This is a genomic window from Actinophytocola sp., from assembly GCF_035762905.1.
Taxonomy (GTDB): Bacteria; Actinomycetota; Actinomycetes; order Mycobacteriales; family Pseudonocardiaceae; genus DASYTH01.
In genome coordinates this window covers 113,139-138,215 of record NZ_DASUCC010000061.1, presented here as the reverse complement: position 1 = coordinate 138,215, position 25,077 = coordinate 113,139, and the positions used below count along the sequence as shown (strand labels likewise).

The window sequence follows — 25,077 nt, the reverse complement described above, 5'->3', positions numbered from 1 at the left end:
CAACGCTCGTCGTCGGCGCGAATGGGGTAACCCCATGGTCCGGACCGACTCAGGTCTCGTCGGGATATTGACGCCGCCGACGGTTCCCCGATAGGCACGAGCGGTGCGTAGAAAACTCCGGCTCGTCCCACTGTTCGCCGTCGCCCTGACCGCCCTGGCGACGCTGGCCGCGGCACCGGCCGAGGCCCAGCCGGCACCGGTCACCAAGGGTGAGGAACCGGCCAACGGGCCGGAGCGGAACGAGGTTGCCGCGAGCGATCCCGCGGTGCTGACCGCCGCCGCGGCGGGAGAGAACGTCGCCGGATCGCGGGCCGGGTACCCGAGGCAGACCCGGCTGCGGGTGTTTCCGGAGGACCCGGCGGACCGGTCGATCAAGCTCGGGCTGGTGCCCTACCACGGCATCGCGCCGCGGCTCAACGCGGTGCAGGCCCGCAGTGACCGGGTGTCCGTCGAGGTGGTCGGCCGCAGCGGCCTCGGCCGGGACCTGTATCTGGTCACGCTGACCGCTCCGGAGCGCCCGGCGCAGACCCGCCAGCAGACGGCCTGGCGGGAGCTGATCGAGAACGATCCGGCCCGGGCGGCGCGGGACCGCGGCCTGGACCGCGACTACAAGGTCCCGGTGTGGATCAACAACAACATCCACGGCAACGAGTGGGAGGGAACCGACGCGGCGCTGCGCCTGATCGAGGATCTGGCCACCAGCCGCGACCCGAAGGTGCGCCGGTTGCTTGAGGAGCACCGGATCTACTTCAACGTGACCGCGAACCCGGACGGGCGGGTGGCCGGAACCCGGGGCAACGCCAACGGGTTCGACCTCAATCGCGACTTCGTCACCTCGTCACAGCCGGAGGGCGTGGTGATGCGCGAGCTCGTGGAGCACACCCAGCCGGTGATGGTGCTCGACGAGCACGGCTACATCGACGGCACGCTGATCGAGCCGACCGGACCACCGCACGGCCAGAACTACGACTTCGATCTCTACATCCGGCACGGCCTGGCCAACGGGCTCGAAATGGAGCGTGCGGTCAAGGCGCTCGGCTTCCCCGAAGCGCAGCAGGTGATCGTTCCGTTCCGCGACATCCCGCCGGGCGAGTGGGACGGCTGGGCGCCGATCTACACCTCGCAGTACGCGATGTTCCACGGCGCGGTGTCCTACACCATCGAGATTCCCTTACAGGTCAACAATGATCTCTACGACACGCTGCCGGTGGACGAGCTGCGCAGGCGCGCGACGATCAACGCGGCGGTGTCCGAGCAGACCATGCGAACCACCCTCGACTACGTGGACCGGCACGCCGGGGAGCTGGTGGACAACCAGATCGAGATCTTCCGCCGGGGTGCGGCCGGTGAGCCGCAACGGTTCGTGCCGGACGGGTTCGTGCCCGGGTTCGGCCCGGAGGACCGGTTCACCACGCGGTTCCCGCGCGCCTATGTGATCCCGGCCGGGCCGGCCCAGCGCTCGGCGGTCGCCGCGGCCCGGTTGGTCGACCATCTGGTGGCGCACGATGTGCGGGTGCGGCAGGCCGAGCGTGCCTTCCGGCTCGGCGGACGCGACTATCCGGCCGGCTCGTATCTGGTCGACATGCACCAGCCCAAGCGGGCCCTGGCCAACGTGATGCTCGAGACCGGTCGGGACATCTCCGGCGACGCACCGGTCACCTTCGACATCGCCGGCTGGAGCCACCGGCTGCTGTGGGGCGCCTCGGTGGACGTGGTCACCGGCGGCGACCTGCGAGTGCCCAGCCGGCCGGTGCTGGTCGCCGCGCCGACCGGTCGCGTGGACGCGCCACCCGGCCGGGATCTGGCGATCGTCGTTCGGGACGGCAACGACGCCAAGGCGGTCAACGACCTGCTTGGCCGCGGCTTCGAGCTGCGCCGCAGGGCGGACGCGACGGTGATCGTGCCGGCCGCGGCACGGGTGGCCGCGATCGAGGTGGCCGACCGCTACGGGGTCCGGTTCACCCAGGTCCCGGCCGGCCCGCCCGGCGCCGTGCTGCGCCGGCCGACGGTGGCCGCCGCGGTGGCCGCTGATGAGCTGTTCGTGTTGCGGGACATGGGTTTCGATATTCGCCCGGTGTCAACCGCGATCCTCAACGCCGGCTTCGACCTGTCCCGGATCGACGTACTGATGGTGTCCTCGGGGCTGCGCTTCGACCAACTCGATCCACCGGCCGCGGCCGCGGTCGAGGCATTTCTGACCCGGGGCGGAGTGGTCACCCGGGGCGGCACGGGATCGCGATTCAATGCGGCCACGCGGCTGCTCGACGTGCGGGCGGTGGCCGGCCCCCAGGACGCCAACGGCATAGTGTCCATTGTGGACTCATCAGGGTCCGGGCAGTCGTTGGTGTTCTCGCCCCAATGGTTCACCAACCTCGGCACCGGGGTCACCGTCGAGCAGCGCTACGGCGCCGGCAACCCGTTGCTCGCCGGACACTGGCGGCCGGGCGATGACGGGACCGGCGGCCCGGAGGCGGCCGGTGGGCAGCCGGCGGTGGTCTCCGGCACCGACGAGCGCGGTGCCCGGGTGGTCATGTTCGGCACCGAGCCGCTGTTCCGGGCCCATCCCAAGGGCCTGTTCGCCCAGGTCGCCAACGCCGTGTACTGGGCCTCGGGCACAACGCGAGCGGCGGCACGGTAACCGGGCACTATCCAGCGTAACGGGAAGTCATCGCGACGAACCGTTTCGATACCGCGCGGCCAGCCGCCCGGAACGCATTCCTGAATCGATCAGCAATCGTCGAGGCTTACCTGCTGAAAGCCGAGTATTCCGCCAGGTCGCGGACGCTTCCGGGCATCATAAACCCGCTCGCCCAACTTTGCTGAATGAGCGGCCAAACATCCCCCGAATTAGTGCCGTGCTGAACCCCTGCGGAAGGTCACGCGTACTGCGGAGTGCAGTGTCTTCGCTTCTGAGGAGTTTTCATGTCAATGAGCCTTGTACGTCACGGCATTACCGGGCTCGCATCATTGCTGGCCATGGCGGGAAGCGTACTTCTCCCGGGGGTCGCCTCGGCCGACACGCAGGCACCATCCGTCCCAACGAACCTTCGGCTACAGGATCTTTCGTTCACCAGCGGCACGCTCATCTGGAACCCGTCCACCGACGAATCGGGCTGGGTCATGTACGAAGTCGAGGCCAACGCGCTCCCCCGATCTCTCCTGCGCTACGGATCGACCACGGCGAGCAAGGCCATCACCGGCCTGGTGCCGGGCCTGACCTACACGGCCTCCGTCGTGGCCGTCGACGGATCGCAGAACAGGTCCGCCCCGGCGTTCGTGCAGTTCACCACGCCGGTGGACAGCGCGCCGCCGACCACCCCGACCAACCTGCGCGCGGTGACGGTCAACGGGGCACTGGACTCGATCACCTGGAACGCGTCGGCGGACAGTTCGCCGGTGGCCTATGTCCTGCGCTCCAGCGAATTCACCTACCGCACCCTGCGCACCAGCGTGACCGCATTCGAACTGCTGTACCTCAACTGCGTCGTCCTGCCCGGCAGCACCCACACGCTGACCGTGGAAGCAATGGACGCCCACAACAATTTCTCCGGTCGCAGCAGCCCGCTCACGGTGACCTTCCCCAACCCTGCCTGAGCGATCGGCACGGTGTCGCCCGACGACGGCGCAGACCTCGATCTCGAGAACCGCCGGTGTCAAGGGGTAGCCTGATCGAGGCGGATGACTCCTGGCACGAGAGGCAGGATATGTCTACTGCGGCGGGCCCGACCTCGATTCCACAGGACGTTCCGTTCCTCAACATCGTTGACCCGGAATTCGACTTCGGCGCCGCGGAAGTGATGTCGGCTCAGGAGAAGAACTGGTACGCGCACAGCCCGGCCGGGTTGGTCGTGCTCCGCTACGAGCAGGCCCAGGAACTCGTCCGCGACCACCGCCTGCGACTCGACGGCCGGACCTTTCTGGAGACGAACGGGATCGTCGATGGTCCGATCCATGACTGGTTCATCCCGATGATCTCCAATCGCACCGGCGAAGACCACCGCCGCCTGCGCCGGCTGGTGAACCGGGCGTTCACTCCCCGAACGGTCAACCGCCTACGACCATTCATCCGCACGGTCGCCGAACGGCTCGTCGACGACATCGCGACGGCCGGTGTGTGCGAGTTCGTCGAGGACTTCGGCGATCCCCTGCCACTGGCGGTCATGTGTGAACTCCTCGGCGTTCCAGGCGAGGATGCCGACATCTTCCGGGCCTGGACGTTGGACATCGGGCTGGTGTTCAGCCTGGCCTACGGCGGCGACATCCCCGAACGGGTCGAACGAGCGGTCCTTGGCCTCAACGGATACATCGACTCACTGATGGCCGCCAAGGGCGCCGCACCGGCCGACGACCTCATCTCCGCGCTGGTGACCGAACAACGTGCCGACGGCGAGGTCAGCACCGACGAGTTACGCAACCTCATCGTCACACTGGTATTCGCCGCGCACGACACCACCCGCTTCCAACTCGCCAAGATGATGGTCACCTTCGCCGACCACCCCGACCAATGGGCGATGCTCGGACGGCAAGCCGAACTCGTCCCGCGCGCCGTCGAGGAGGTGATGCGCTGGAGCCCCACGGCGAACGTGGTGTTCCGCTCCGCCGTGCAGGACTTCGACTACCACGGGCTGCGCATCACCGAGGGCACCTTCGTCATCATCTGCGTGGCCGCCGCCCAACGCGATCCGAGGCTGTTCGGGCCGGCCGGCACCCGGTTCGACATCACCGTCGACCGCACGGCGGCGGTCCTGCAGTTCGGCGGCGGACCGCACCACTGCCTCGGCGTCGCGCTGGCCAGAGCCGAACTCGCCGAAGCTCTCGGCGCGCTGACCCGCCGGCTCGGCCCGCCGTCCGTCGCGGGGCCGCTCACCTGGCGCCCACCCATCGGCTTTCACGGCCCGAACACCCTTCCGCTCCGGTTCGCCTGATCCGCACCGCCTATCCTTGGGCATGCCCGAGATCCGCCTGGAGTCCGACATCCGCGGCACCGCCGAGGCGGTCTTCACCGCTCTTGTCGATCTTCGCGGCTACTCCCGATGGCTGGCCCCGTCCACGGCGTTCCCGGGTACCACGGAGATCAGCCCGGGTCCGGTCGGCGTCGGGACCACCTATGTCGAGTCCAGCTCGCAGGGTGTGCGCCGCGGAACCGTGACCGAGTACCAGCCACCGGACGCGGTCGCCTTCCACCAACCGATGACGATGAAGCCGGGCCTCCTGGGCGTCATCGACATTCGGGTGCGCTACACCCTGACCCAGGCCGCCGACTCGGTCCAGCTGAGCCGGGTCGTCACGCTGACTCTCCCCACCCTCCTCAAACTCGCCCGACCGGTCGTGCTGCGCGAGTTCCGCAAGGAAAGCGAACGCACCATGCGTGCCCTGAAGGCGTTCGTGGAGACGCAGGCCGCCGGGTGATCCCCGGGCCCCTCGGCCTCTCTCGTTACCGTCGCCCGCCGAACTGCCAGTTGTGGACCTCGATGGCGGCGTACCGGTCCGCGGTCAGGACGGCGCGTGCCGTGTCCGGGTCCGGCGCCCGGACCAGCACCGCCGTACCGAGCCAGCCGGTGCCGTCGTCGGACAGCAGCGGCCCGTGGGCGATCAGCTCGTCCCGCTGGGGCGGCACGGCGAGGTCGGCCTGGCCCGTGCCGAGGCCGAGCACCAGGTACCGGTTGCCACCGGTACGGCCGCCGGGGAAGTCCCACATGGTGCGGCCGAGCGTGTTGCGCCACCGGCGCAGCAGCACGTCGCGGTACACGCCGGCCTGGTAGTTGGGCTCGTCGAAGGCGAACGCGCGGGCGGCGGCGGGATCGGGCAGGTCGACGATGTGCACGCTGCCGGTCGGCGTGTCGCCGTCGCCCGCCAGGGTCGGGCCACGGGCGATCAGCTCCGCGGCGTACCGGTCCATGTAGGACCAGTGCTCTTCCAGCAGCTCATCGCGCAGCGCCTCGGAGCCGGGCCGATCCCGGTGGTAGCAGAAGAACTCCATGCCCAGAGTCTCTACCAATGATCTCCTGCGTGCGGTTGGTTACCGGAGCGCGTCGGGGTTGACGAGGGTGCGGGGGCGTTTGCCGGTGATGCCGGCGAGCAGGTTGTCCACGGCGAGCAGACCCATGGCGGTGCGGGTTTCGATGGTCGCGCTGCCGAGGTGCGGAAGGAGGGTGACGTTGTCCAGGTCCAGCAGGGCTTCCTCGATCTGCGGCTCGCGCTCGTAGACGTCCAGGCCGGCGGCGAAGATTTCGCCGGCGCGCAGGGCCTCGGCCAGGGCCGGCTCGTCGACGATGGGACCGCGGGCGGTGTTGACCAGGACGGCCGTGGGTTTCATCTGCCGGAAGGCGTCGGCGCCGAAGAGGTGCCGGGTCTGCGGCAGCAACGGGGTGTGCACCGAGATGACGTCCGACTCGGCGAGCAGGGTCTCAAATGGACACCACGTGACGTTGAGCTCGCGTTCCACCGCCTCGGAGAGCCGGACCGGGTCGTGGTAGATCACCCGCAGGCCGAACCCGGTGGCCCGGCGGGCAACGGCCTGACCGATCCGCCCGCACCCGGCGACGCCGAGGGTCTTGCCGTACATGTCGTAGCCCAGCATCATGCTCGGGCCCCAGATCCAGGGTCGGCGCGACCGCAGGAACCGGTCGCCCTCGGCCACGCGGCGCACGCAGGCCAGGATCAGTGACCAGGCCAGGTCGGCGGTCGCCTCGGTGAGCACGTCGGGGGTGTTGGTGACCAGCACGCCACGGCTGGTGCACTCCGGCACGTCGACGTTGTCGAAGCCGACCGCGTGGTTGGCCACGATCTTGAGCTGCGGTCCGGCCGCGTCCAGCAGCTCGGCGTCGACCCGTTCGGTCAACAACGTGAGCAGCCCGTCCTTGCCGGCGGCGCGGCGCAGCAGCTCCTCGCGCGGGATCGCCTCCGGCGGCCCCTGGTAGAGATCCACCGCGCAACCGCCGTCCAGGGCCCGCATCGCCTCGGGCACCAGGGCGCGGGTGACCAGAACCGATCTGGTCGACAGCAATGACTCGCTCATGCCTCGCTCACCAGCGTCTCGAAGGCCGCCAGGGCGGCGCGGATGTTGTCGATGGAGGTGGCGTAGGAAAACCGCAGGTAGCCCTCCCCGTAGCCGCCGAACGCGGTGCCCGGAAGGCAGGCCACCCCGCATCTCCGCAACAGCAGGTCGGCCAGCTCAGCGGCGGACATGGCGAGGTCACGCACGTTGGGAAAGGCATAGAACGCGCCACTCGGTGCCACGCAGGACACGCCGGGAATCGCGTTGAGCCCGGCCACGATGACCTCGCCCCGCTGCTGGAACTCCCGCGCCATGCCCTCGACGTCGTCCCAGGGCCCGGTCAGCGCGGCGATCGCCGCCCGCTGGCTGAACGCCGAGGTACACGACACCGAGTTGATCACCAGCCGGGTGACCGGTTCGACAAGCTCCGGCGGGAACACCCCGAAGCCCAGCCGCCACCCGGTCATCGCGAACGTCTTGGACCACCCGTCCAGCAACACGGTCCGCTCGGCCATGCCGTCGATGTCCAGGACGCTGTGGTGCCTGGCACCGGTCCGCAGCGCCCAGTAGACCTCGTCGCTGAGCACCACCAGATCGTGCCGGACGGCCAGGGCGGCGATGGCCTCGAGCTGCTCCGGAGTCGACGCGCTGCCGCACGGGTTGTGCGGGGAGTTGAGGATGAGCAGCCTGCTGCGATCGGTGATCAGCGATGCCAGCTCGTCCGGATCGATGGTGAACCCGTTCGCCTCGCGCAGCGGCACCGGCACCGGGCGGGCACCGCAGAACGCCGCGATCGAGGCATACATCGGGAATCCCGGGTCCGGACAGAGGACCTCGTCGCCCTCCTCGCACAGCGCCATGATCGTGAAGAACATGATCGGCTTGGCGCCCGGCGTGACCACCACCCGGTCCGGCGTCGTGCGCATCCGGCCGGTGCGCTCCAGAAACTCGGCCACCGCCGAGCGCAACTCCGGGATACCGGGCGCCGGCACGTAGTGCGTGTGGCCCGCCGCGAGCGCCTCCCGTGCGGCGGCGACGATATGCGCCGGCGTCTCGAAGTCCGGCTCGCCGATCTCCAGGTGAATGATCTTACGGCCCTGCCGCTCCAACTCCTTGGCCTTGGCCAGCACCTCGAACGCCGACTCGGTCCCCAGCCGGTCCATCCGACGGGCAAGTTTCACGACCGCTCCCTCCCATGGTCAGGTACAGGCCACCCGGCCGGCGTCGCGGATCACCCGACGCCGGCACAGCAAACAAACGCGATCCCGATCGCAAGGTCAAGCCGGCGCCGGCAACCCACGACCGGGCGCAGCACCCCGACCGGCATCCGGTGAGTTATGCGTTGTGGCCCAAACGGGAACGTGGCTGGTCGGATGCCCGTCGTAACATCCGGACGCGAGGGAGGTTGGCACGATGGGCAGGCAGACGACGATCGATGTCGACGGGGTCCGGACGCTGGCGGCGGCCGCCCGGCACGACCTCAGCGGTGCCGCTCCGGTAGACCGGCTCGCTCGGCCGGTCGCGGACGGCGGGATCCTGCTGGCGCACGGCGCGGCCACGGCCGCGCTCGGCGACGCGGCCGGGCGGCTGCGGGAGCGGCTCGACGCGCTGCAGGATTTGGTTGGTCGACTTGCCGACGCCGTCGATGCGTCGGCGACCGCGATGGACACCATGGACAACGGGAACGCGGACCGGCTGGACCAGATCCCCCGCACCCAGACCGGGCGTGGCTGGGCGTCCGTGTTGTCTCCGGACGGCGAGTCGGGCTGATGGGCACCGAGTGGACGTGGCAGCACGTGTTGCGCTCGGATCCCGCGGGCGCCACCCAGGCGGAGGCCGGATTTGCCGCTGTGGCAAGGGCTGCCGCGCGGCTCTCCGCGGTGGTCGACCGGATCGGGCAGGCGCCGTGGAGCGGGGACGCCGCCGAGCAGTTCCGCGACTACGCCGCAGTCCTCGGTCGGTCCATTCGCGATGTCGAGGAGGCCGCCGATGCCGGCCGATCGGCGGCCGCCGCCGCGGGCGCTGATCTCGAGGCGCTGCGCGGACCGGCCGGCGATGCGGCGACGCTGCTCAACCAGCTTTCCGCGGCCGATGCGCAGGTGCGCGCCGGCCAGCCGGTCGACCGGCTGCCCGAACTGGAGGCCGAGGCCATCGGCGCGCTCAAGCGGGTGCGCGCGGAGCGCGGGGACACGCTGGACACGTTGGCCAGCAAGGTAGGCGGCGGGATCGAGCGGCTGCTCGACCGTCCGCTTCCGCCGGAATGCGACAGCGACGAGCTCACGGTCATGACGCTCAACGTCGGTGGCGGGGCGGGCAACAGCGGCTTGAGCTCCGACGGCATGGACGAAGGCGACGTCGACGAGTTGGCCCGGCGGATCGTGGCGCAGGACGTGGACGTGGCCGCCCTGCAGGAAGTCTGGCAGATGGACGTCGCCCGGCTCGAGCGTGAGCTCGAGGAGCGCACCGGGGAGGACTGGGACCTGCATTTCGTGCAGGCCAGCTCCAAGTTCCGCACCGACGACGGCTTGTTCGAGCCCGGCTACCCCGATCAGCCCTTCGGTCAGGTGATCGCGGTGCGGCGGGGTGACGGTGTGGCCTACTCCGAGTTGGTGGGGACCGAGAAGCTCGATGAGCCCGGCGACGACGGTTCGGACGGCCGGGCGGCGATCAGCGTCCGGGTGCACACCGACAACGGCGGTGTGGTCGACGTCGCCACCGCGCACACCGACTACGACGGGGTCAGCGAGGCCGACCGCGCCGGCCAGATCGACCAGCTCAGGGAGTTCGCCGAAGCCGGCGCGGACGGCAACCCGGTCATCATCACCGGCGACCTCAACCACGCCATGACCGGTGACGGCCGGCCGAGCCGGGCCCTGCAGGATTACGTGGACGCCGGCTACACCGACGCAAGCGACATCGGTCCCACCGAGCAGTACGGCGACGGCCCCCGGCGCCTCGACTACATCTTCACCGGCCCGGACCTGACCGCAGGCGATCCCGAGCGGGTCCAGGGCGACTCTCCCGACCATGAAGGCCAGGACCACGACCTGTCCGACCACGACGGCATCGTCGTCGACGTCGAGGTGCCGGTCAGCGGCCGCTCCCCCACCGACCCGCCACCCAACCGGGACTTCGACGACGACGCCGACCACCGCCCCGACAACGACTACTGAACTCGGGTGTCAGCCGATCAGGTGTCGTTCGTCAAGCTCGCCTCGCGCAGGATGAGCAGGTCGGTGACGAAGCAGGCGACCTCACCGGTCGCGGTGCGGCCGAGCCAGGTCGGGTACATGCCGTCGCCCCAGCCGGATGAGAAGGCGACCAACGAGCCGCCCGACTCGGGGTCGGCCAGCTCTGCCGCCTTGGCGCCCCACACGGCGCAGATCGGGCTGTCCGGATCGTCGAGGGCGGTGTTGACGATGTCCGACAGGTCGTCGCGGGCTTCGGCGTCGGCGAAGCATGCCTGGCCGGTGTCGACGACGAAGCCGTAGTACTTGTCGTCGTCGAGCAGCCGTGGGTCCTCTCCTGGTTCGGCCGCGTGTTCCCAGGACACCACCGGTTGGCTGGACACGGTCAGTTTGGCCGCCGCGACGCGCTCGTGCGACGGGTCCTCGACGAACCGGATCATGGCCAGCTCGACCGGATATTCGCCGGGGGCGACGGTGGCCTCGAAACCACTCAGCCCGTCGTGCAGCAGCGAGGGGTCGGCGGCGACCAGCCGACCGCTGGGCGTCCGGACCGTGCCGGCGGGCACGACCTCGGTCACCACGACCGGGTTCGAGTTCCGCCTGCGCAGCGTCCACCGTTGGCCTGGCTGGAAATAGGAGTCGGCTTGGTCGGGTCGCATCGGCACGACCGGCCGCCACGGTGGCGTGGCCGACTCCTCCACGTCCGGGTCCGCCGCCACCAACTCCACGCCCGGGCCGGCCTCGATCACGCCGGCCCAGTCGCCGAAGCGCGGCGCCTCGCCGAACAGCCCGGCCGGGTCTTCCTTGGCGTTACGCACATCGCTTTCGCCGTTGGTCCGTTCGAGGTGCCGGGTCTTCCCGTCAGGCGCGTGCGTCGTCCTGATCAGATCGCAGCGGTTCTCGTCGAATTCCGGGCACTCGTCGTCCGGGTAGGTCCATTCGGCGGAGCGCAGCCGAAACAGCCTGCCGTCGAGGTTGCGGTATTCGACCATGCGGTTTCGCCGGCCCTGTTCGTCCAGCGACCAGCAGCGAGCGAAGTGGTGCTGCCAGGCGATCTCGACGACCTTGCCGATCCGCTCGGTGTCCGGCTCCACGACGCAGAACGCGTACTGCTCGCCGCGCTGGTCCCGTTCCCGCGCCGTGGCCGTGGCCAGCCGGCCGGCGATCGCCCGGCGCTCGGCATCCCAGCCCTCGCAGTACATCACCCGTAACAGTGTGTTCTCGCTCACGCCGCGCACTCTATTGAGTGCGATCTACGAACCGGGCGAGCGGGGCACAGCTGTCTCGATTGCAAATAGCTATGTGCGGGGCGCCTTCGAGCCTGGCTACCGTCGCCTGGGAATCGATCAACAACGGGGAGGACTCGGTGACGATCCTGGTGACGGGCGCAACCGGGCTGGTCGGCGGGCACCTGGTCGGACACCTGGTGACGTCGGGCGCCGACGTGCGGGCGCTGACCAGGCGGCCGGAAAGCGCCGGGTTGCCGGCGGCGGTCCAGGTCGTGGGAGGTGATCTGGAGGAGCCGGAGTCCCTTGCGCCGGTGTTCGACGGTGTCGAGCGGATGTACCTGCTCGCCGTCGGGAACACCCGGCGGGTGACCGAACTCGCCGGGCGGGCCGGTGTCCGGCGGATCGTGCTGCTGTCCTCGGCCAGCGCCGGGTTCGACCAAGGCATGGGCGGCGAGTTTCACCGCGCGGCGGAACGTGCGGTGGCGGACTCCGGCCTGGAATGGACTCATCTGCGGCCGGGCATGTTCGCGGGCAACCTCCTGGATTGGGCCGACGCGATCCGCGCCGAGGGCGTGGTGAAGGCGCCCCACGGTGCCGCGCGGCAGTCGCCGGTGCACGAACTCGACATCGCCGCGGTAGCAGCCACCGCGTTGTCGTCCGACGGCCATGGCGGAATCCACACCCTGTCCGGTCCCGAATCGCTCACCAAGCAAGAACAGGTGGCGGCCATCGGCACCGCCATCGGGCGGGACGTCCGCTTCGAGGAACTGACCCCCGATGAGTGGCGCGAGTCGGTCGAGGACGCGCTGCCCACCTACGTCATCGACTGGCTGCTCGGCCTCTGGGCGCAGGCGGTGGACAATCCCGAACCCGTACTGCCAACCGTCCCCGACATCCTCGGCCGGCCGGCGCGGACCGTGGCCGAATGGGCGGCGGATCATGCGGAGGATTTCCGTTGACCACTCCCGGACTCGTTCTGGTAACCGGGGCTACCGGGAATATCGGACGCTGTGTGGTGGACCGGCTGATCGGCGCGGGCCAGCGCGTGCGAGCCATGACCCGCAATCCGCGCACCGCGCACCTGACCGCAGGGGCCGAGGTTGTCTACGGCGACTTCGAACGCCCGCAAACCTGGCCGGACGTGCTGGATGGAGTCGAGCGCGTCTATCAGTTCCCCTTTCCCTGTGTCGGCACGGACTCCGGGTTCGTCGGGGCCGCGGCCCGGGCCGGCGTGCGCAGGTTCGTCGTGCATTCCGCCGCCGCTGCCGGGTTCGCGCCCGGCGACGACCCCGGCGACCAGACCCTCAGCGCACTGCGGCGCCACCTCGCCGAGGAACGCAACGCCCACCGGGAACTGGAGCTCATGGTGGAGGCCACCGTTGTCGAGTGGACCCACGTCCGGCCGGGGTTGCTCGCGGCCAACGCCCTCGGCTGGGCCGAGCGGATCCGCACCGAGCGCGTGGTGCGCGAACCGTACGGCACGGCCGGTTACCCCTGGGTCCACGAAGCCGACGTCGCCGAGGTAGCGGTCGCGGCACTGCTGACCGACGCCCACGTCGGCGCCGCTCACACGATCACCGGTCCGGCGAAGGTCTCGCAAGCCGAGCAGGTGCGGGCGATCGCGGAGGCAATCGGCGAGGAGATCCGCTTCGAGGAACTGAGCCCGCAGCAGGCCCGCGAGCATTGGCTGCGCGACGGCTGCCCACAGGAGTACCTCGACTGGCGGATCGAACTGCTGGCCGCCTCCCTCGACGGGACGGGCGCGCTCCCCCCGACCAACACCTTCCAACACGTCACCGGGCATCCCGCACGCACCTTCACCCAATGGGCCAAGGACCACGCCGGCGACTTTCGCCCACCCACCACCACCATGGCGGACACCGTTTGATCTCGGGTCCTCGTACCGCGTGGCGGAATGTTCCAGTGCCGTCATCGTGGTGTCGAGGTCCATCCTTTTCCCAGCAACGGTATGCAGCGTGACGTGATTGGGGTTCCCCTGATGCCAGCCGACGATGCCGGTCGGCCAAGCGGCGACTCGCCCGCCGCCGACCCGGCTCCCGCCCAGCCCGAGGCGGCCGATCCGTCCACTGTGGATCCGGGCGTCCCGGACCAGGTTGCCGTTGCGCACTCCGCCGGCCCGTTCTCCGGGTCGGACACGCCTACTCCGCCGGGCGGGTTTCCCGGTCCGTGGGGCGCCGGCGTCGCCCAGCAGCCGAGGGTGCGAAAGTCGCGGCGGAAGTTGTGGCTTTCGCTCGGGGCGGCCGCGGCGGCGGTTGTGCTGCTGGTCGTGGGGTACACCGGAGTGCGGTTCCTGGTGGATCTTGGCAGCTATCACGACGGGCACGAGGCGTATCAGCGTGCGGACTGCGCGGCCGCGGTCGGCGAGTTCGACTCGGTGATCGGCGGTTGGCGGGTCGTGACGCTCGGCGGCACCGTGCGGCGGGCCGAGACGGAGAAGGCCGAGTGCCAGGCCTACCAGGCGGGGGTGGACAAGTGGGCGGACGGTGACGGCCCCGGGGCGCTGATCGCCTACGTCCGGTTCGTTCCCGGCCGGCCGGCGAGCCCGTTGACGGAGGCCGCCCGGAAGCGGATCGCCGAGATCTTCGACCGAGCCGACTTCACCACGTTCGCCACCGTGGACACCTGCAACACCCTGGACGTGATGCGCGAGCAGAAGATGCTGGTGCCGGACAGCGCGCCCGGCTTCCACGCCGCGTGCGGCGAGGCGTACGCCATCGCACACCAGGCGACCACGGCGCTCGGCGCGTACGCCCGGCTCTTCACCGACTACGCCGACCACGAGGTGGCCGCGGCGACCGAGGCGAAGATCGCCGCGGACACCCGGTGGTGCGCCGAACTCGACCAGATCCGTGCCGACAAGGTGCTGTCCGTGCGCGGCGACCTGTTCCCCGGCCTGCTGGCCACCTGCGCCACCGCACAGACCACAACCGACCCCATGGTCGAGACCCACGCGGACGAGTTCCTGAAGAAGTACCCCGGCCACCCGCGCACGGGTGAGGTCCTTGGCGCCCTGGCCCGGGTGCTCAACAAGACCGCACGCCAGGGCGGCACCGAGTTGTCCGCGCCGCCGCCAAGCCGGTCCGTCGGCGGAGACAAGGCCGTGATCCTGCTGCACAACGACTCCGACGACCCGCTGCGGATCGCGTTGAGCGGTCCGGAGCCGCGCGTGGACACCCTCAGCGCCTGCCCGACCTGCACGGTCCTGCCGGACGCCGGCAACCGCTTCTGCCGCCCGGAAGCGGTGCTGCAACGGATCGTGGTCGCGCCGGGGGAATACGACGTCTCGTTCACCCGGCCAGGCAACGGAAGCAGCATCGCCGGTGTCCGGGATTCCTACTTCCACTGGAGCCTGCAGCCCGGCAAGGAGTACTTCGCCTGCGTCGGTACGTTCCAGGTCACCGGCTGATCCGGTCGCTGGGCCCTGGGGTGGGACACTAGCCTCGATGTCATGACCGTGGTGGAGCGGATCCGTGCGGGTGGTGCCGAACGTCGTCAGGCGATGATCACCGACGTGCTCGTGGACGCGTTCGAGGAGTTGATGCGGGCGAATCCGGCGGCCTTCCGGCGCCGGTTCCGCCGAATGGCCGCGGCGCCGTTCGCCTTCTACCGTGGGGCCGCGTGCCTGTTCTACGCGGACATGGCCGACGACGAGGACCCGTGGGCCGACGAGCGGACCAGCCGGGTGTGGATCCAGGGTGACCTGCACGCGGAGAACTTCGGCACCTACATGGACTCCTCGGGCACGCTCGTGTTCGACGTCAACGACTTCGACGAGGCCTATCTCGGCTGTTTCACCTGGGACCTCAAGCGGCTGGCGGCCAGCGTCGCCCTGCTGGCCTGGAGCAAGGCGATCTCCGACGCCGACATCGCCGCACTGCTCGGCACCTACCTGGGCGCCTACGTCGAGCAGGTCCGGACGTTCGCCGAGCGCCCGGGCGATGAGATGGTCAAGTTCCAGCTGGACAGCACCGAGGGCGTGCTGCACGACGTGCTGCTGCGGGCCCGGTTGCGCACCCGGATCGAGCTGCTGCAGGACCTGACCACCGTCCAGGACTTCGACCGCCGGTTTCGGCGCGGCCCCGGGGTGCGCGAACTCGATGACGACGAGCGGGCCGCCGCGCACGAGGCGTTCGACGGCTACCTGGACACGATTCCGACGGGTAAACGGTTCGGCAGCATCTCCTACAAGGTCAAGGACATCGTCGGCCGCACCCGGTTCGGCATCGGCTCGGCCGGGCTGCCGGCGTACAACGTCCTCGTCGAGGGGCGTAGCCAGGCGCTGGAGAACGACGTGGTGCTGTTGATGAAGCAGGGCAACGTGGCCGCACCCAGCCGGCTCGTGCCCGACCGGCGCATCCGCGACTACTTCACGCACGAGGGCCACCGCACGGCGGTGTCGCAGCGGGCGCTGCAGGCGCATGCCGACCCGTGGCTCGGCCACACCGAGCTCGGCGGCACCGGGTTCGTGGTGGTCGAGTTGTCGCCGTACGTCGGCGATCTGGACTGGGCGGACCTGACCGAGCCGGCGGAGATGGAGCCGGTGCTCGGTTATCTCGGTCGGGCCACCGCGAAGATGCACTGTGTGTCCGATTCGGACTCCGAACAGTGCCTGGTCGACTTCCAGTGCGAGGAGGCGATCACCAACGCGATCGGTGCTCGAACGGACGAGTTCGTGCGTTCCCTGACCGAGTTCGGGATGGCCTACGCCGAGCAGTCCCGCGAGGACCACCGGCTGTTCGTCGACGCGTTCCGGGGCGGCCGGATTCCCGGTGTGCAGCCGGCCGATTCGGCATGACCGATGGCGCCGGCGCGCCGGAGTGACTGCGCGTCACCGGCGATGCCGGGCCTGAGCGGGGCCCGGCGGGGTGGGGCCCTACAATCCCCGCCATGCCTGCGGGAGGCTTAGGCCAGGTCGTCGACGGCCGGTTCGAGTTGCTGGACCGGCTCGGCGGCGGCGGCATGGGGCTGGTCTGGCGCGCGCGGGACACCATGCTGCGCCGCGAGGTGGCGCTCAAGGAGGTCCGGGCCCCGGACGCACAGGGATTCGGCACCGATCCGGCCTGGCTGCGCGAGCGGGTGTTGCGGGAGGCCCAGGCGCTGGCCCGGTTGCACCATCCCAACGTGGTCACGATCCACCACATCGTGGATTCGCCCGGCCTTGCGCATCCGTGGCTGGTCATGGAGCTGGTCAGGGGCGGATCCGTGCAGGACCGGCTCAAGCGCGGGCCGCTGGCACCGGCCGAGGCGATCGTGATCGGCCGGGGGGTGCTGGCCGCCCTGCGGGCCGCGCACGGGGCCGGCATCCTGCACCGCGATGTCAAGCCGGGCAACGTGCTGCTGCGGCCGGACGGAACCCCGGTGCTCACCGACTTCGGCATCGCGGCCCTGCAGGAGGCGCCCGGCCTGACCACGACCGGCATGCTGATCGGTTCGCCGGAATACATGGCCCCGGAACGGCTCCACGGCCAGGAGGGCAACCCCGCATCGGACCTCTGGTCGCTCGGCATGCTGCTGTACGTGGCGCTGGAGGGCCACCACCCGCTGCGCCGCGAGACCACCGTGGCCACGATCGCCGCGGTGATCGGCGCTCCGATCCCATCCCCGGTCCGGAGCGGCCCGCTGGCAGCGGTGCTTTCCGCGCTGCTGAACCGGGATCCCGCGCGGCGGGCGAACATCGCGACGGCGGACCGGATGCTGGCCGAGGCCGAGCACGCCCTGACCGGAACACCGCCGCCGGCCTACCACCGGCATCCGGACACCGGTTCGGTCGCCGGTGCACCGCCGGACCGGCGCGGCAGGCTGCTTCCCGTGCTGGTCGGCGCGCTGGTGCTCGCCGTGGTCGCGACGGCGGCGATCGTGCTGTGGAAGTCGAACCAGCCCAGCGCCGGCCAGCAGTCCACCGGGCTGCCACCGTCGAACACCCCCGCGACGGCGACCGGACCGGCGACGTCGGCACAACAACAGCCGACGACCGGGCCGGCCACCCCCGAGCCCGCGCAGAACCTCCTTGCCCCGGAAGGCATCCGCGCGCTGATCAAGGACCTGGAACAGCAGACCAAGGGCACCAAGGTGGTCCAGCTGACCGCATATCCCACCTACGCCAGCATCGACGTGGTCAAGGCGGACGACCCGAAGCTCTACGACAAGTACACCTACCGGGACGGGAAGACGGAGTTCGACGGGCCAGGTCGCACGCTGGACAAGGACCAGAACACCATCGACCTCAACACGGTCAACTGGGATGCGCTGCCCGCGCTCGTCAAGCAGGCGGACGCCGAGCTCAACGTGCCCAACCCGACCACCCGCTACTTCATTCTGGATTCCGATCTCATCAGCCAGAAGCCGGAGTTGCGGATCTATGTCGCCGACGACTACGGCGGCGCCTACCTGCGCGCCGATCTCACCGGCAAGGTGACCAGGAAGTTCCCGCGCGGAAGCTGATTCCGTCTGGAATTGCCTGGTAATGTGGCCTGCTCCCCATTCTGGATCGCGCGGAGGGAGCGGTGACGATGACGGCACCAGGTGATCGGGATACCGGCGGCTTCACCGCACCGAGTCTGGAGGAAGTCGCAGCCAAGTACGACCAGTTCACCGACCTGTACGGGCTGACCGCCGGCGACATCGGCATCCACATCGGCATGTGGTCCCGGCCGGGCGAACGCGCACCCGCGTCGACCCTGTTCGACCTGGCCAACCTCGCCCAGGAGCGGCAGACCGAGTACCACATCGAAACTCTTGGCCTGAAGACGGGCGAACGGCTGCTGGACGTCGGCTGCGGCACCGGCGTGCCCGCGGTCCGCATGGCCCAGCACAGCGGCGCCCTGGTCACCGGAATCAACATCAGCCGCGAGCAGCTCACCAGGGCCGAAGCCGCGGCTCGATCGGCGGGCGTCTCCGATCGTGTCTCGTTCCGCTACGGCAACGCCATGGCCCTCGACTTTCCGGATGAATCATTCGACGCCGTCATGGCGATCGACGTGTACGACCATCTGTCCGACCGCCAGAAGGCATTCCACGAGACCGCCCGGGTACTGCGGCCGGGCGGCCACTTCATGATGAGCGATTTCACCCTGCGCGGGACCCCGGACGAGGCGGAGTTGGCCGCCTACACGCAAGGGTGGTCCAGCATGCCCCCCGGCACGCCGGCACAGACGATCGCAGCGGCGGCCAATGCCGGGTTCGAGCTGATCAAAGCGGAGAACATGACCCAGAACTGTGTGTTCTCCGGCGAGTTGATGGGACTGCTCTACGCCGACCGGCACGACGAGATCGTCGAACGCTACGGACCCGAGATCGTCGCCCAGCTGGACGCCGCGATGCCCGTGATGCGCACGTTCATCCGCGATCACCTTGGCTACTATCTGTTCCTGCTACGGAAACCCGCGGTCGGTTGACCTCCTGTCGCGGGGCCGGAACGGTGGCCATTCCATGGCTCCGCAACAGTTCGGTGAACGTCGCCCGGCCGGCCGCGAGTGCGGCGCCGATCAGACGGTGGTCGCTTTCCAAGGATTTCAGGCGGCGAAGGTCCGCGGCGGGCGGGACGACGAGAACCGTGGGGGGCAGCGAGCGATTGTGCAGGTTGACGTTCAGTTGGGCCGCACTGGTCGCGCCGCGGTGATAGGCCTGCCACAATGCCGTTCCGTATTGGCGCATCCATAATGCGCCGAAATGCCGGCGAAGCGATCCGAACATCGACGGGTGTCCGTCCGAACGCGACCGCAGCACCAGCAGGTGGGTCACGCCGGCGGCCAGGGGCGTCGCCAGCGGCACCGGCTCCGCGATCGCCGCGTCCAGATAGCGGCGACCACCGAGCCGCACCGGCGGACCGGTGAGCAACGGCCACGCCGAGCTGGCCAGTATGGCAAGCACCAGGGAACGCGCGCACCGCAGATGCGGGTTCAGGTCCATCGCCGCACCGGATCCCATGTCCGTTGCGAGCGGGTGCAGGCTGATCGGGTTGGTCAAGATCGACTCGTAGTCCAGTTGCAGCACCCGATCGAACAGATGCGCCATCAGCCGCTCGAGATCCAGGAACGGCCGGCGGCGCAACAGGTTCCCGAAGTTGGCGTACGGGGTGAAGGAGTCCGCATGCGCCCAGGCTTCGACACCGCGCCGAAAATCGGAGCTCAGCAGCCAGGCCGCGGTGACCGAACCGGACGACGAACCGTAGACCGCATCGACCGTGCTCAGCAATCCCGCCTCGTACAGCGCCGACGCCATTCCCGCCGAGACGCACCCTCGATTTCCACCGCCCTCGATGGCCAACGCGACCTTGTACCCGTCGGTCCGTTTGCCCGGCTCGCTGCCCTCCCGGGCCCGATCACGCAATACCTGCATAACCGGAATGAGATTTGTCACGAATCGAACTCCATCGCCTCAATGGGACTTTTCGGATCGCACCGGGGATTTCGGCTCCCCATTGCCGGTGGCCCCGAACAAACGCATCCGCCGCCCGTAGGGCGACCGCTCGCCGGCCGCGGCGGGATGCGGCCGCGGCCGGGCGGGGGCGGAGCGCGGGGTGATCCCGCCCTGGAACGCGGCCCAGAGCCGGGCGTAGCGCCCGCCGAGCGCGAGCAGCTCGTGGTGGTTCCCGTCCTCGCAGACCCGGCCCCGGTCGAGCACGACGACCCGGTCGGCCCGGGCGGCCAGGCTCAGCCGGTGCGCGACGATCAGTGTGGTGCGGCGGGCGGAGAGCCGGTCGGTCGCCCGGTTCACCAGCGTCTCGGTCACGGGGTCCAGCGCCGCGGTCGCCTCGTCGAGGAGCAGCACCGCCGGTCGCACCAGCGCGGCGCGGGCCAGGGCGATCAGCTGCCGCTGCCCGGCGGAGAGGTTGTGCCCGCCCTCGGTGACCTCGTGCCGGTAGCCGCCCTCGAGCGCGAGGATCATGTCGTGCGCCCCGACCTCCTCGGCCGCCGCGACCACCTCGGCGTCGGTGGCGTCCATCCGTCCGTAGGCGATCGCGTCGCGGGCCGTCCCGGCGAACAGGTACGGGTCCTGCGGTACGACGCCGAGCCGTTGTCGAAACCCCGTCGGGTCCAGCTGCCGCAGGTCGATGCCGTCCACGAGGACCGCGCCCCGGGTCGGGTCGTAGTACCGGGCGACCAGCTTCACCAGCGTCGACTTGCCCGACCCGGTCTCGCCGACCACGGCGACCGTCTGGCCCGCCGGGATCCGCAGGTCGATGCCGGCAAGGGCGGTCGAGTCGCCGTCGTAGCTGTGGTGCACGTCCCGGAAGACGATCTCCCCGCGCAGCGCGCCGACCGGCCGGGGGTGCGCCGGGACGGGGGTGGAGCTGGGTAGGCGCAGCACGTCGTCGACCCTGGACAGGGACACCCGCGCCTGCTGGTAGCTGTCGAAGAGCTGGGCGAGTTGCTGGAGCGGGGCGAAGAACAGGTCGAGGTAGAGCAGATAGGCGATCAGCGCGCCGACGGTCATCGCGCCGTCCCGCACCAGGAGCACGCCGACGGCGAGCACCAGCGCGGCGACCACGGCGGCGAGGAACTGGATGAACGGGAAGTACAGCGCGACCAGCCGCACGCTGCGCAGCCGCGCCCGGCGGTAGTCGTCGCTGTGCGCGGTGAACAGCGCCACCGCGGCGGCCTCCCGGTGGAACGCCGTGGCGAGCCGCAGCCCGGCGGCGTGCTCCTGCAGCGTGCCGTTGACGACCGCGATCCGTTCCCGCGCGTGGGCGTAGGCGCGCACCGAGCGCCGGCGGAACAGGGCCGTTGCGACGCCGAGTGCCGGCAGCGCGCCGAGCAGGACCAGCGCCAGCCGCGGGTCGATGATCAGCAACGCCAGCACGACACCGCTCAGCGTCAACATGCTGACCAGCAGGTTGACCAGCCCGTTCTGCAGAAACGCGGACAGCGAGTCCAGGTCGGTGGTCATCCGGGTGATGGTCCGGCCGGCGGCTTCGTTCTCGTGGTGGTCCAGGCCGAGCCGGTGCAGGTGCGCGAACACCCGCAGGCGCAGCGAATAGAGCAGCCGCTCACCGGTCCGGCCGCTCAGCCGGACCGCGCCGCGCTGGGCGAGCCACTGGATGGCGACGATGGCGAGCGCGAGCCCGGAGGCCACCCACACGGTGCCGGTGGCGAGATGCCGCACGCCCTCCTCGAGGCCGTGCCGGACCGCGATCGGCAGGGACAGCCCGGCGAGTGCGTCGGTGACGACCAGGGCCAGCGCACCGGCGAGCGGAATCCGGAAGCCGCGCAACAGCCTGCCGAGGCCGAACCGGTCGTCCCCGCGGGCGGCCGCCTCCTCGTCCACGTTCGGGTCGACGTCGATCGGGGGCAGCGCGGTCACCCGCGCCTCCAGATCCGACCGCGCCTGCGACGGTTCGGCCGGCTCGTCCCGCACCGCCCGGAACACCAGGGTCGGCGCCTCGGCCAGCGCGGTCGCCCGAACCGCCGCGGCGGACTCCGGCTCGTCGCGCAACACGCTCCGGTAGAACGCGCTGCGCCGGCACAGCTCGGCGTGCGTTCCGACGTCGACCAGCCGGCCGCCGTCCAGCACCGCGACCCGGTCGGCGAGGGCCAGGGTCGACTCGCGCCGGGCCAGCAGCAGCGTGGTGCGGCCCGCGAGCAGCGGACCGAGCCCGCGGTGGATCTCGGCCTCGACCGACGCGTCCACCGCGGCGGTCGCGTCGTCCAGGACCAGCACGGGCGGGTCGGTCAGCAGCGCGCGGGCGAGCGCGACCCGCTGGCGCTCCCCACCCGAGAGCGACAGGCCGCGCTCGCCGACGATCGTGTCGTAGCCGTCGGGCAGGTCATCGACGAACCGGTGGACCTGCGCGGCCCGGGCGGCGGCGCGGATCTCGTCGCCGGTGGCGTCCGGCCGGCCGTAGGCGATGTTGTCCCGGATGGTGCCGGCGAACAGAAACGTCTCCTCGGGCACGAGCCCGACCGCGGTGCGCAGCGACTCGTAGGTCAGCTCGCGCACGTCGATGCCGCCGACCCGGACCGCGCCGCCGCTGACGTCGTAGAACCGGGAGAGCAGCAGCGTGAGCGTCGACTTGCCCGAGCCGGGCAGGCCGACCACCGCGACGGTCTCCCCCGGCTCGATGCGCAGGGACAGCTCGCTCAGCACCGGCCGGTCGGTGAAGCCGAAGCCGACCCGGTCGAACTCGATCCCGGGCGCGGATCCGGTGGGCAGCCGCCGGGTGCCCTCGGTCATGGCCGGTCTGGTGTCGATGAGCTCGAGGACCCGCCCGACGCCGGCTCCGGCCTGCTGGCCGAGGGTGAGCATCGTGGCCATCGTCCGGATCGGACCGACCAGCTGGGCCAGGTAACCGGCGAACGCGACGAACGTGCCGAGCGTGATCTCGCCGCGGATCGTCAGCCAGCCGCCGAGCGCGAGGATCCCGACCTGGCCGAGGGCCGGCACGGCCTGCAGCGCCGGCCCGTACCTGGCGAGCAGCCGGATCGCGCGGATCCGGCCGGCGAACAGCTTCCTGGCCGCACCGGCCAGCTTGGCCTGCTCCTGCCGTTCCTGGCCGAACCCCTTGACCACGCGGATGCCGGCCATCGACGCGGTGACCACGCCGGCCACCGCGGCCGCCTCGTTCTGCGCGTACCAGGTGGCCGGGTAGACCCGGGTGCGGCTGAGGTGACCGACGAACCACACCGCGGGGGCCACCGCGAGGACGACCAGGGTGAGCAGCGGGGACAGCACGGCCATCACGGCGATCGACGCGACGAACGTGAGCGTGCCGCCGACCACCGCCGGTACGGTCGCGATCAGGCCGAACATCATGTTCAGGTCGCCGGTCACCCGGCTGATCAGCTGACCCGCGGCCAGCTGGTCCTGGCGAACCCCGTCGAGGCGGGCGATCGAGGCGAACAGGTCGGTGCGCAGGTCGTGCTGTACATCGGCGGCGAGCCGGCCCGCGAAGGTCCGCCGCAGGTAAGTCAGCAGGTACCCGGCCGCGGCCGCACCGAGCAGCAGCAGCAGCCACGGCCAGGGCGGGCCGGCCCACCCCACGACGTCGTCGATGACGACCTTCGTCACCAGCGGCACGATGGTGATCACCGCCGTGCCGGCGAGCGTCGCGGCGAAGGTCACCGCGACGCTGCGCCGGTGCCGCAGGCAGTAGCCGACCAGCCGCCGCGGCCAGGAGCTTTCCACTGCTCGCATCTCGTCTCGGACCTGGCGCGGAACTCAGCCGCCCATCTGCTCGATCAGGCTCTTGGGCCGCATGTCGGTCCAGTTGGTCTCGACGTAGGCCAGGCACGCCTGCCGGCTGTCCTCGGGGTGCACGATGTCCCAGCCGGCCGGCACCTCGGCGAAGGTGGGCCACAGGGAGTGCTGGCCCTCGGCGTTGACCAACACCAGGTAGCGGCCGTCCTCGTTGTCGAACGGGTTCGTCATCGGCTTGCCTCTCAGTGGGTTCCTAACGGGTTTTCGGGAGGTCGATCAGGCCGGACTCCGGCGCGTTCACCAGCACCGCGCTGTTTCCGGGCGGCTGCCGGTTCTCGTAGACGAGCTGGTGCACCTGGGCGATCTCCCGGAACGGGAACGTCGCGCTCAGGCAGGGGTCGATGTGGCCGGCGTCGACCAGGTTGATCACCGATGTGGTCTGTTGCAGGTTCGCCGCATGCGAGCCCTGCAGCCGCTTCTGGAACATCCAGAGGAAGCGCAGGTCGATGTCGCCGTTGTAACCGCTGGTGCCGGCGCAGGTCACCACCATGCCGCCGCGGTCGCAGACGTAGACCGACGTCGGCAGGGTGTCCCGGCCGGGGTGCTCCAGCACGATCCGCGGCGACCGGCGTTCGCCGAGCACCTCCCAGAACTTCCGGCCGAACGCCCGGACCCCGGACAGCCACTGCCGGTAGGCGTCGGCCTCGCCGGCGTCGGGCATCCGGCCCCAGTGGTCGAAGTCGCGCCGGTTGATCACCCCGTGCGCGCCGAGCCGCATGCAGTAGTCGATCTTGGAGTCGTCCGAGACCACCGCGATCGGGATACCGCCGAAGTGGTGGGTCAGCTGGATCGCCATCGAGCCGAGGCCCCCGGAGCCGCCCCAGATCAACACCGGGTCGCCGGGGCGCACGGTGTGCGGGTGCCAGCCGAACAGCTGCCGGTAGGTGGTGGCGCCGCCGCCGAGGAAGCCGCCGGCCTCCTCCCACGCCAGCTGCGGCGGCTTGCGGTAGCACTGGTAGTCGGCGGCGAGGGCGAACTGGGCGAACGTGCCGAAGTTCAGTTCGTAGCCCCAGGCCTTCTGCGAGTGCGAGGTGGTGGGGTCCGCACCCAGCCGGATGTCGGGCGCGGACTCGTCCCAGATGAGCCCGCCGACGATCACGTGGTCGCCGACCCGGACGTGCTTGACGCCCTCGCCGACCGCCCACACCACGCCGGAGCCCTCGGTGCCGGCGATGTGGAAGTCGTGCGGGTCGCCCTCCTTCTGCCGGGCGGCGATCACGTCGGCCGGGGCGCCGAGGCCGGCCCAGACGCCGTTGTAGTTGATGCCCGCCGCCATCACCATGACCAGCACCTGGCCGCGGCCGACCGGCGGCACCTCGACGGTCTCGACCCGGATCGCCTCGCTCGGCGGTCCGTAGCGCTCCCGCCGGATCACCGCGGCGTGCATGTATCGCGGAATCTCGCCAAGCGGCGGGATCTCCCCCAGCTCGTACAGGTCCCGTGCCAT

At 70.3% G+C, this 25,077-nt stretch carries 20 protein-coding genes; 12 read left to right on the top strand and 8 right to left on the bottom strand.

Features of this window, described 5'->3' with window-relative positions; translation table 11 throughout:
- Positions 1 to 103: 103 nt before the first annotated feature.
- The 4 genes from VFV67_RS11545 (at position 104) to VFV67_RS11530 (ending at position 5,409) form a co-directional block, all read left to right on the top strand.
- The gene (locus VFV67_RS11545; protein ID WP_326469490.1) at positions 104 to 2,638 is read left to right on the top strand and encodes a M14 family zinc carboxypeptidase; all 2,535 of its coding nucleotides are present in this window, start codon (positions 104 to 106) and stop codon (positions 2,636 to 2,638) included.
- Between the two features lie 284 nt (positions 2,639 to 2,922).
- Complete coding sequence (locus VFV67_RS11540) at positions 2,923 to 3,594, top strand: fibronectin type III domain-containing protein (RefSeq protein ID WP_414636230.1); 672 nt, start codon at positions 2,923 to 2,925, stop codon at positions 3,592 to 3,594.
- Positions 3,595 to 3,704: 110 nt separating this feature from the next.
- On the top strand, positions 3,705 to 4,925 hold the full coding sequence (locus VFV67_RS11535; protein ID WP_326469488.1) for a cytochrome P450: 1,221 nt from the start codon (positions 3,705 to 3,707) through the stop codon (positions 4,923 to 4,925).
- Positions 4,926 to 4,947: 22 nt separating this feature from the next.
- Positions 4,948 to 5,409, top strand: coding sequence for an SRPBCC family protein (locus VFV67_RS11530; protein WP_326469487.1), 462 nt, complete (start codon positions 4,948 to 4,950; stop codon positions 5,407 to 5,409).
- Positions 5,410 to 5,434: 25 nt separating this feature from the next.
- On the opposite strand, the gene VFV67_RS11525 is transcribed toward VFV67_RS11530, so the two are convergent.
- The 3 genes from VFV67_RS11525 to VFV67_RS11515 are packed head-to-tail and all read right to left on the bottom strand — an operon-like array spanning position 5,435 to position 8,178.
- Positions 5,435 to 5,980, bottom strand: coding sequence for a YciI family protein (locus VFV67_RS11525; protein WP_326469486.1), 546 nt, complete (start codon positions 5,978 to 5,980; stop codon positions 5,435 to 5,437).
- Positions 5,981 to 6,019: 39 nt separating this feature from the next.
- Entirely contained in the window at positions 6,020 to 7,018 is a 999-nt protein-coding gene (locus VFV67_RS11520; protein WP_326469485.1) for a D-glycerate dehydrogenase, read from the bottom strand.
- A complete protein-coding gene (locus VFV67_RS11515; RefSeq protein WP_326469484.1) occupies positions 7,015 to 8,178 on the bottom strand; it encodes a pyridoxal phosphate-dependent aminotransferase in 1,164 nt (387 codons plus the stop codon). Before VFV67_RS11515 ends, VFV67_RS11520 begins: the two co-directional genes overlap by 4 nt.
- 232 nt (positions 8,179 to 8,410) lie before the next feature.
- Between VFV67_RS11515 and VFV67_RS11510 the strand changes: the two genes are divergently transcribed.
- A complete protein-coding gene (locus VFV67_RS11510; RefSeq protein WP_326469482.1) occupies positions 8,411 to 8,767 on the top strand; it encodes a hypothetical protein in 357 nt (118 codons plus the stop codon).
- Positions 8,767 to 10,170: an endonuclease/exonuclease/phosphatase family protein gene (locus VFV67_RS11505; RefSeq protein ID WP_326469481.1), complete on the top strand. Its 1,404-nt coding sequence runs from the start codon at positions 8,767 to 8,769 to the stop codon at positions 10,168 to 10,170. Before VFV67_RS11510 ends, VFV67_RS11505 begins: the two co-directional genes overlap by 1 nt.
- A 17-nt stretch (positions 10,171 to 10,187) precedes the next feature.
- Here the strand turns inward: VFV67_RS11505 and VFV67_RS11500 are convergent, their stop codons facing one another.
- Entirely contained in the window at positions 10,188 to 11,414 is a 1,227-nt protein-coding gene (locus VFV67_RS11500) for a DUF4241 domain-containing protein (protein WP_326469479.1), read from the bottom strand.
- A gap of 137 nt (positions 11,415 to 11,551) precedes the next feature.
- Here VFV67_RS11500 and VFV67_RS11495 point away from each other — a divergent pair, with 137 nt between their 5' ends.
- From VFV67_RS11495 to VFV67_RS11470, 6 genes are all read left to right on the top strand, one after another.
- Positions 11,552 to 12,373, top strand: coding sequence for an NAD(P)H-binding protein (locus VFV67_RS11495; protein WP_326469477.1), 822 nt, complete (start codon positions 11,552 to 11,554; stop codon positions 12,371 to 12,373).
- Entirely contained in the window at positions 12,340 to 13,302 is a 963-nt protein-coding gene (locus VFV67_RS11490; protein ID WP_326469475.1) for an NAD(P)H-binding protein, read from the top strand. Before VFV67_RS11495 ends, VFV67_RS11490 begins: the two co-directional genes overlap by 34 nt.
- 111 nt (positions 13,303 to 13,413) lie before the next feature.
- On the top strand, positions 13,414 to 14,841 hold the full coding sequence (locus tag VFV67_RS11485; RefSeq protein WP_326469473.1) for a hypothetical protein: 1,428 nt from the start codon (positions 13,414 to 13,416) through the stop codon (positions 14,839 to 14,841).
- A gap of 42 nt (positions 14,842 to 14,883) precedes the next feature.
- Positions 14,884 to 16,230: a DUF2252 domain-containing protein gene (locus VFV67_RS11480; RefSeq protein ID WP_326469472.1), complete on the top strand. Its 1,347-nt coding sequence runs from the start codon at positions 14,884 to 14,886 to the stop codon at positions 16,228 to 16,230.
- 92 nt (positions 16,231 to 16,322) lie between these two features.
- Positions 16,323 to 17,876, top strand: a complete 1,554-nt coding sequence (locus VFV67_RS11475; RefSeq protein ID WP_326469470.1) for a serine/threonine-protein kinase — start codon at positions 16,323 to 16,325, stop codon at positions 17,874 to 17,876.
- Between the two features lie 68 nt (positions 17,877 to 17,944).
- Positions 17,945 to 18,829: a class I SAM-dependent methyltransferase gene (locus VFV67_RS11470; RefSeq protein ID WP_326469468.1), complete on the top strand. Its 885-nt coding sequence runs from the start codon at positions 17,945 to 17,947 to the stop codon at positions 18,827 to 18,829.
- Here the strand turns inward: VFV67_RS11470 and VFV67_RS11465 are convergent.
- The 4 genes from VFV67_RS11465 to ccrA are packed head-to-tail and all read right to left on the bottom strand — an operon-like array spanning position 18,771 to position 25,077.
- Entirely contained in the window at positions 18,771 to 19,772 is a 1,002-nt protein-coding gene (locus tag VFV67_RS11465) for a patatin-like phospholipase family protein (protein ID WP_326469467.1), read from the bottom strand. The two genes, VFV67_RS11470 and VFV67_RS11465, sit on opposite strands and share 59 nt — an antisense overlap.
- 39 nt (positions 19,773 to 19,811) lie before the next feature.
- Positions 19,812 to 23,567 (bottom strand): ABC transporter ATP-binding protein, encoded by a 3,756-nt coding sequence (locus VFV67_RS11460; RefSeq protein ID WP_326469466.1) that lies wholly within the window; start codon positions 23,565 to 23,567, stop codon positions 19,812 to 19,814.
- Between the two features lie 24 nt (positions 23,568 to 23,591).
- On the bottom strand, positions 23,592 to 23,801 hold the full coding sequence (locus VFV67_RS11455) for an MbtH family protein (protein ID WP_326469465.1): 210 nt from the start codon (positions 23,799 to 23,801) through the stop codon (positions 23,592 to 23,594).
- A 22-nt stretch (positions 23,802 to 23,823) separates the two neighbouring features.
- The gene (gene ccrA / locus VFV67_RS11450) at positions 23,824 to 25,077 is read right to left on the bottom strand and encodes a crotonyl-CoA carboxylase/reductase (RefSeq protein ID WP_326469464.1); all 1,254 of its coding nucleotides are present in this window, start codon (positions 25,075 to 25,077) and stop codon (positions 23,824 to 23,826) included.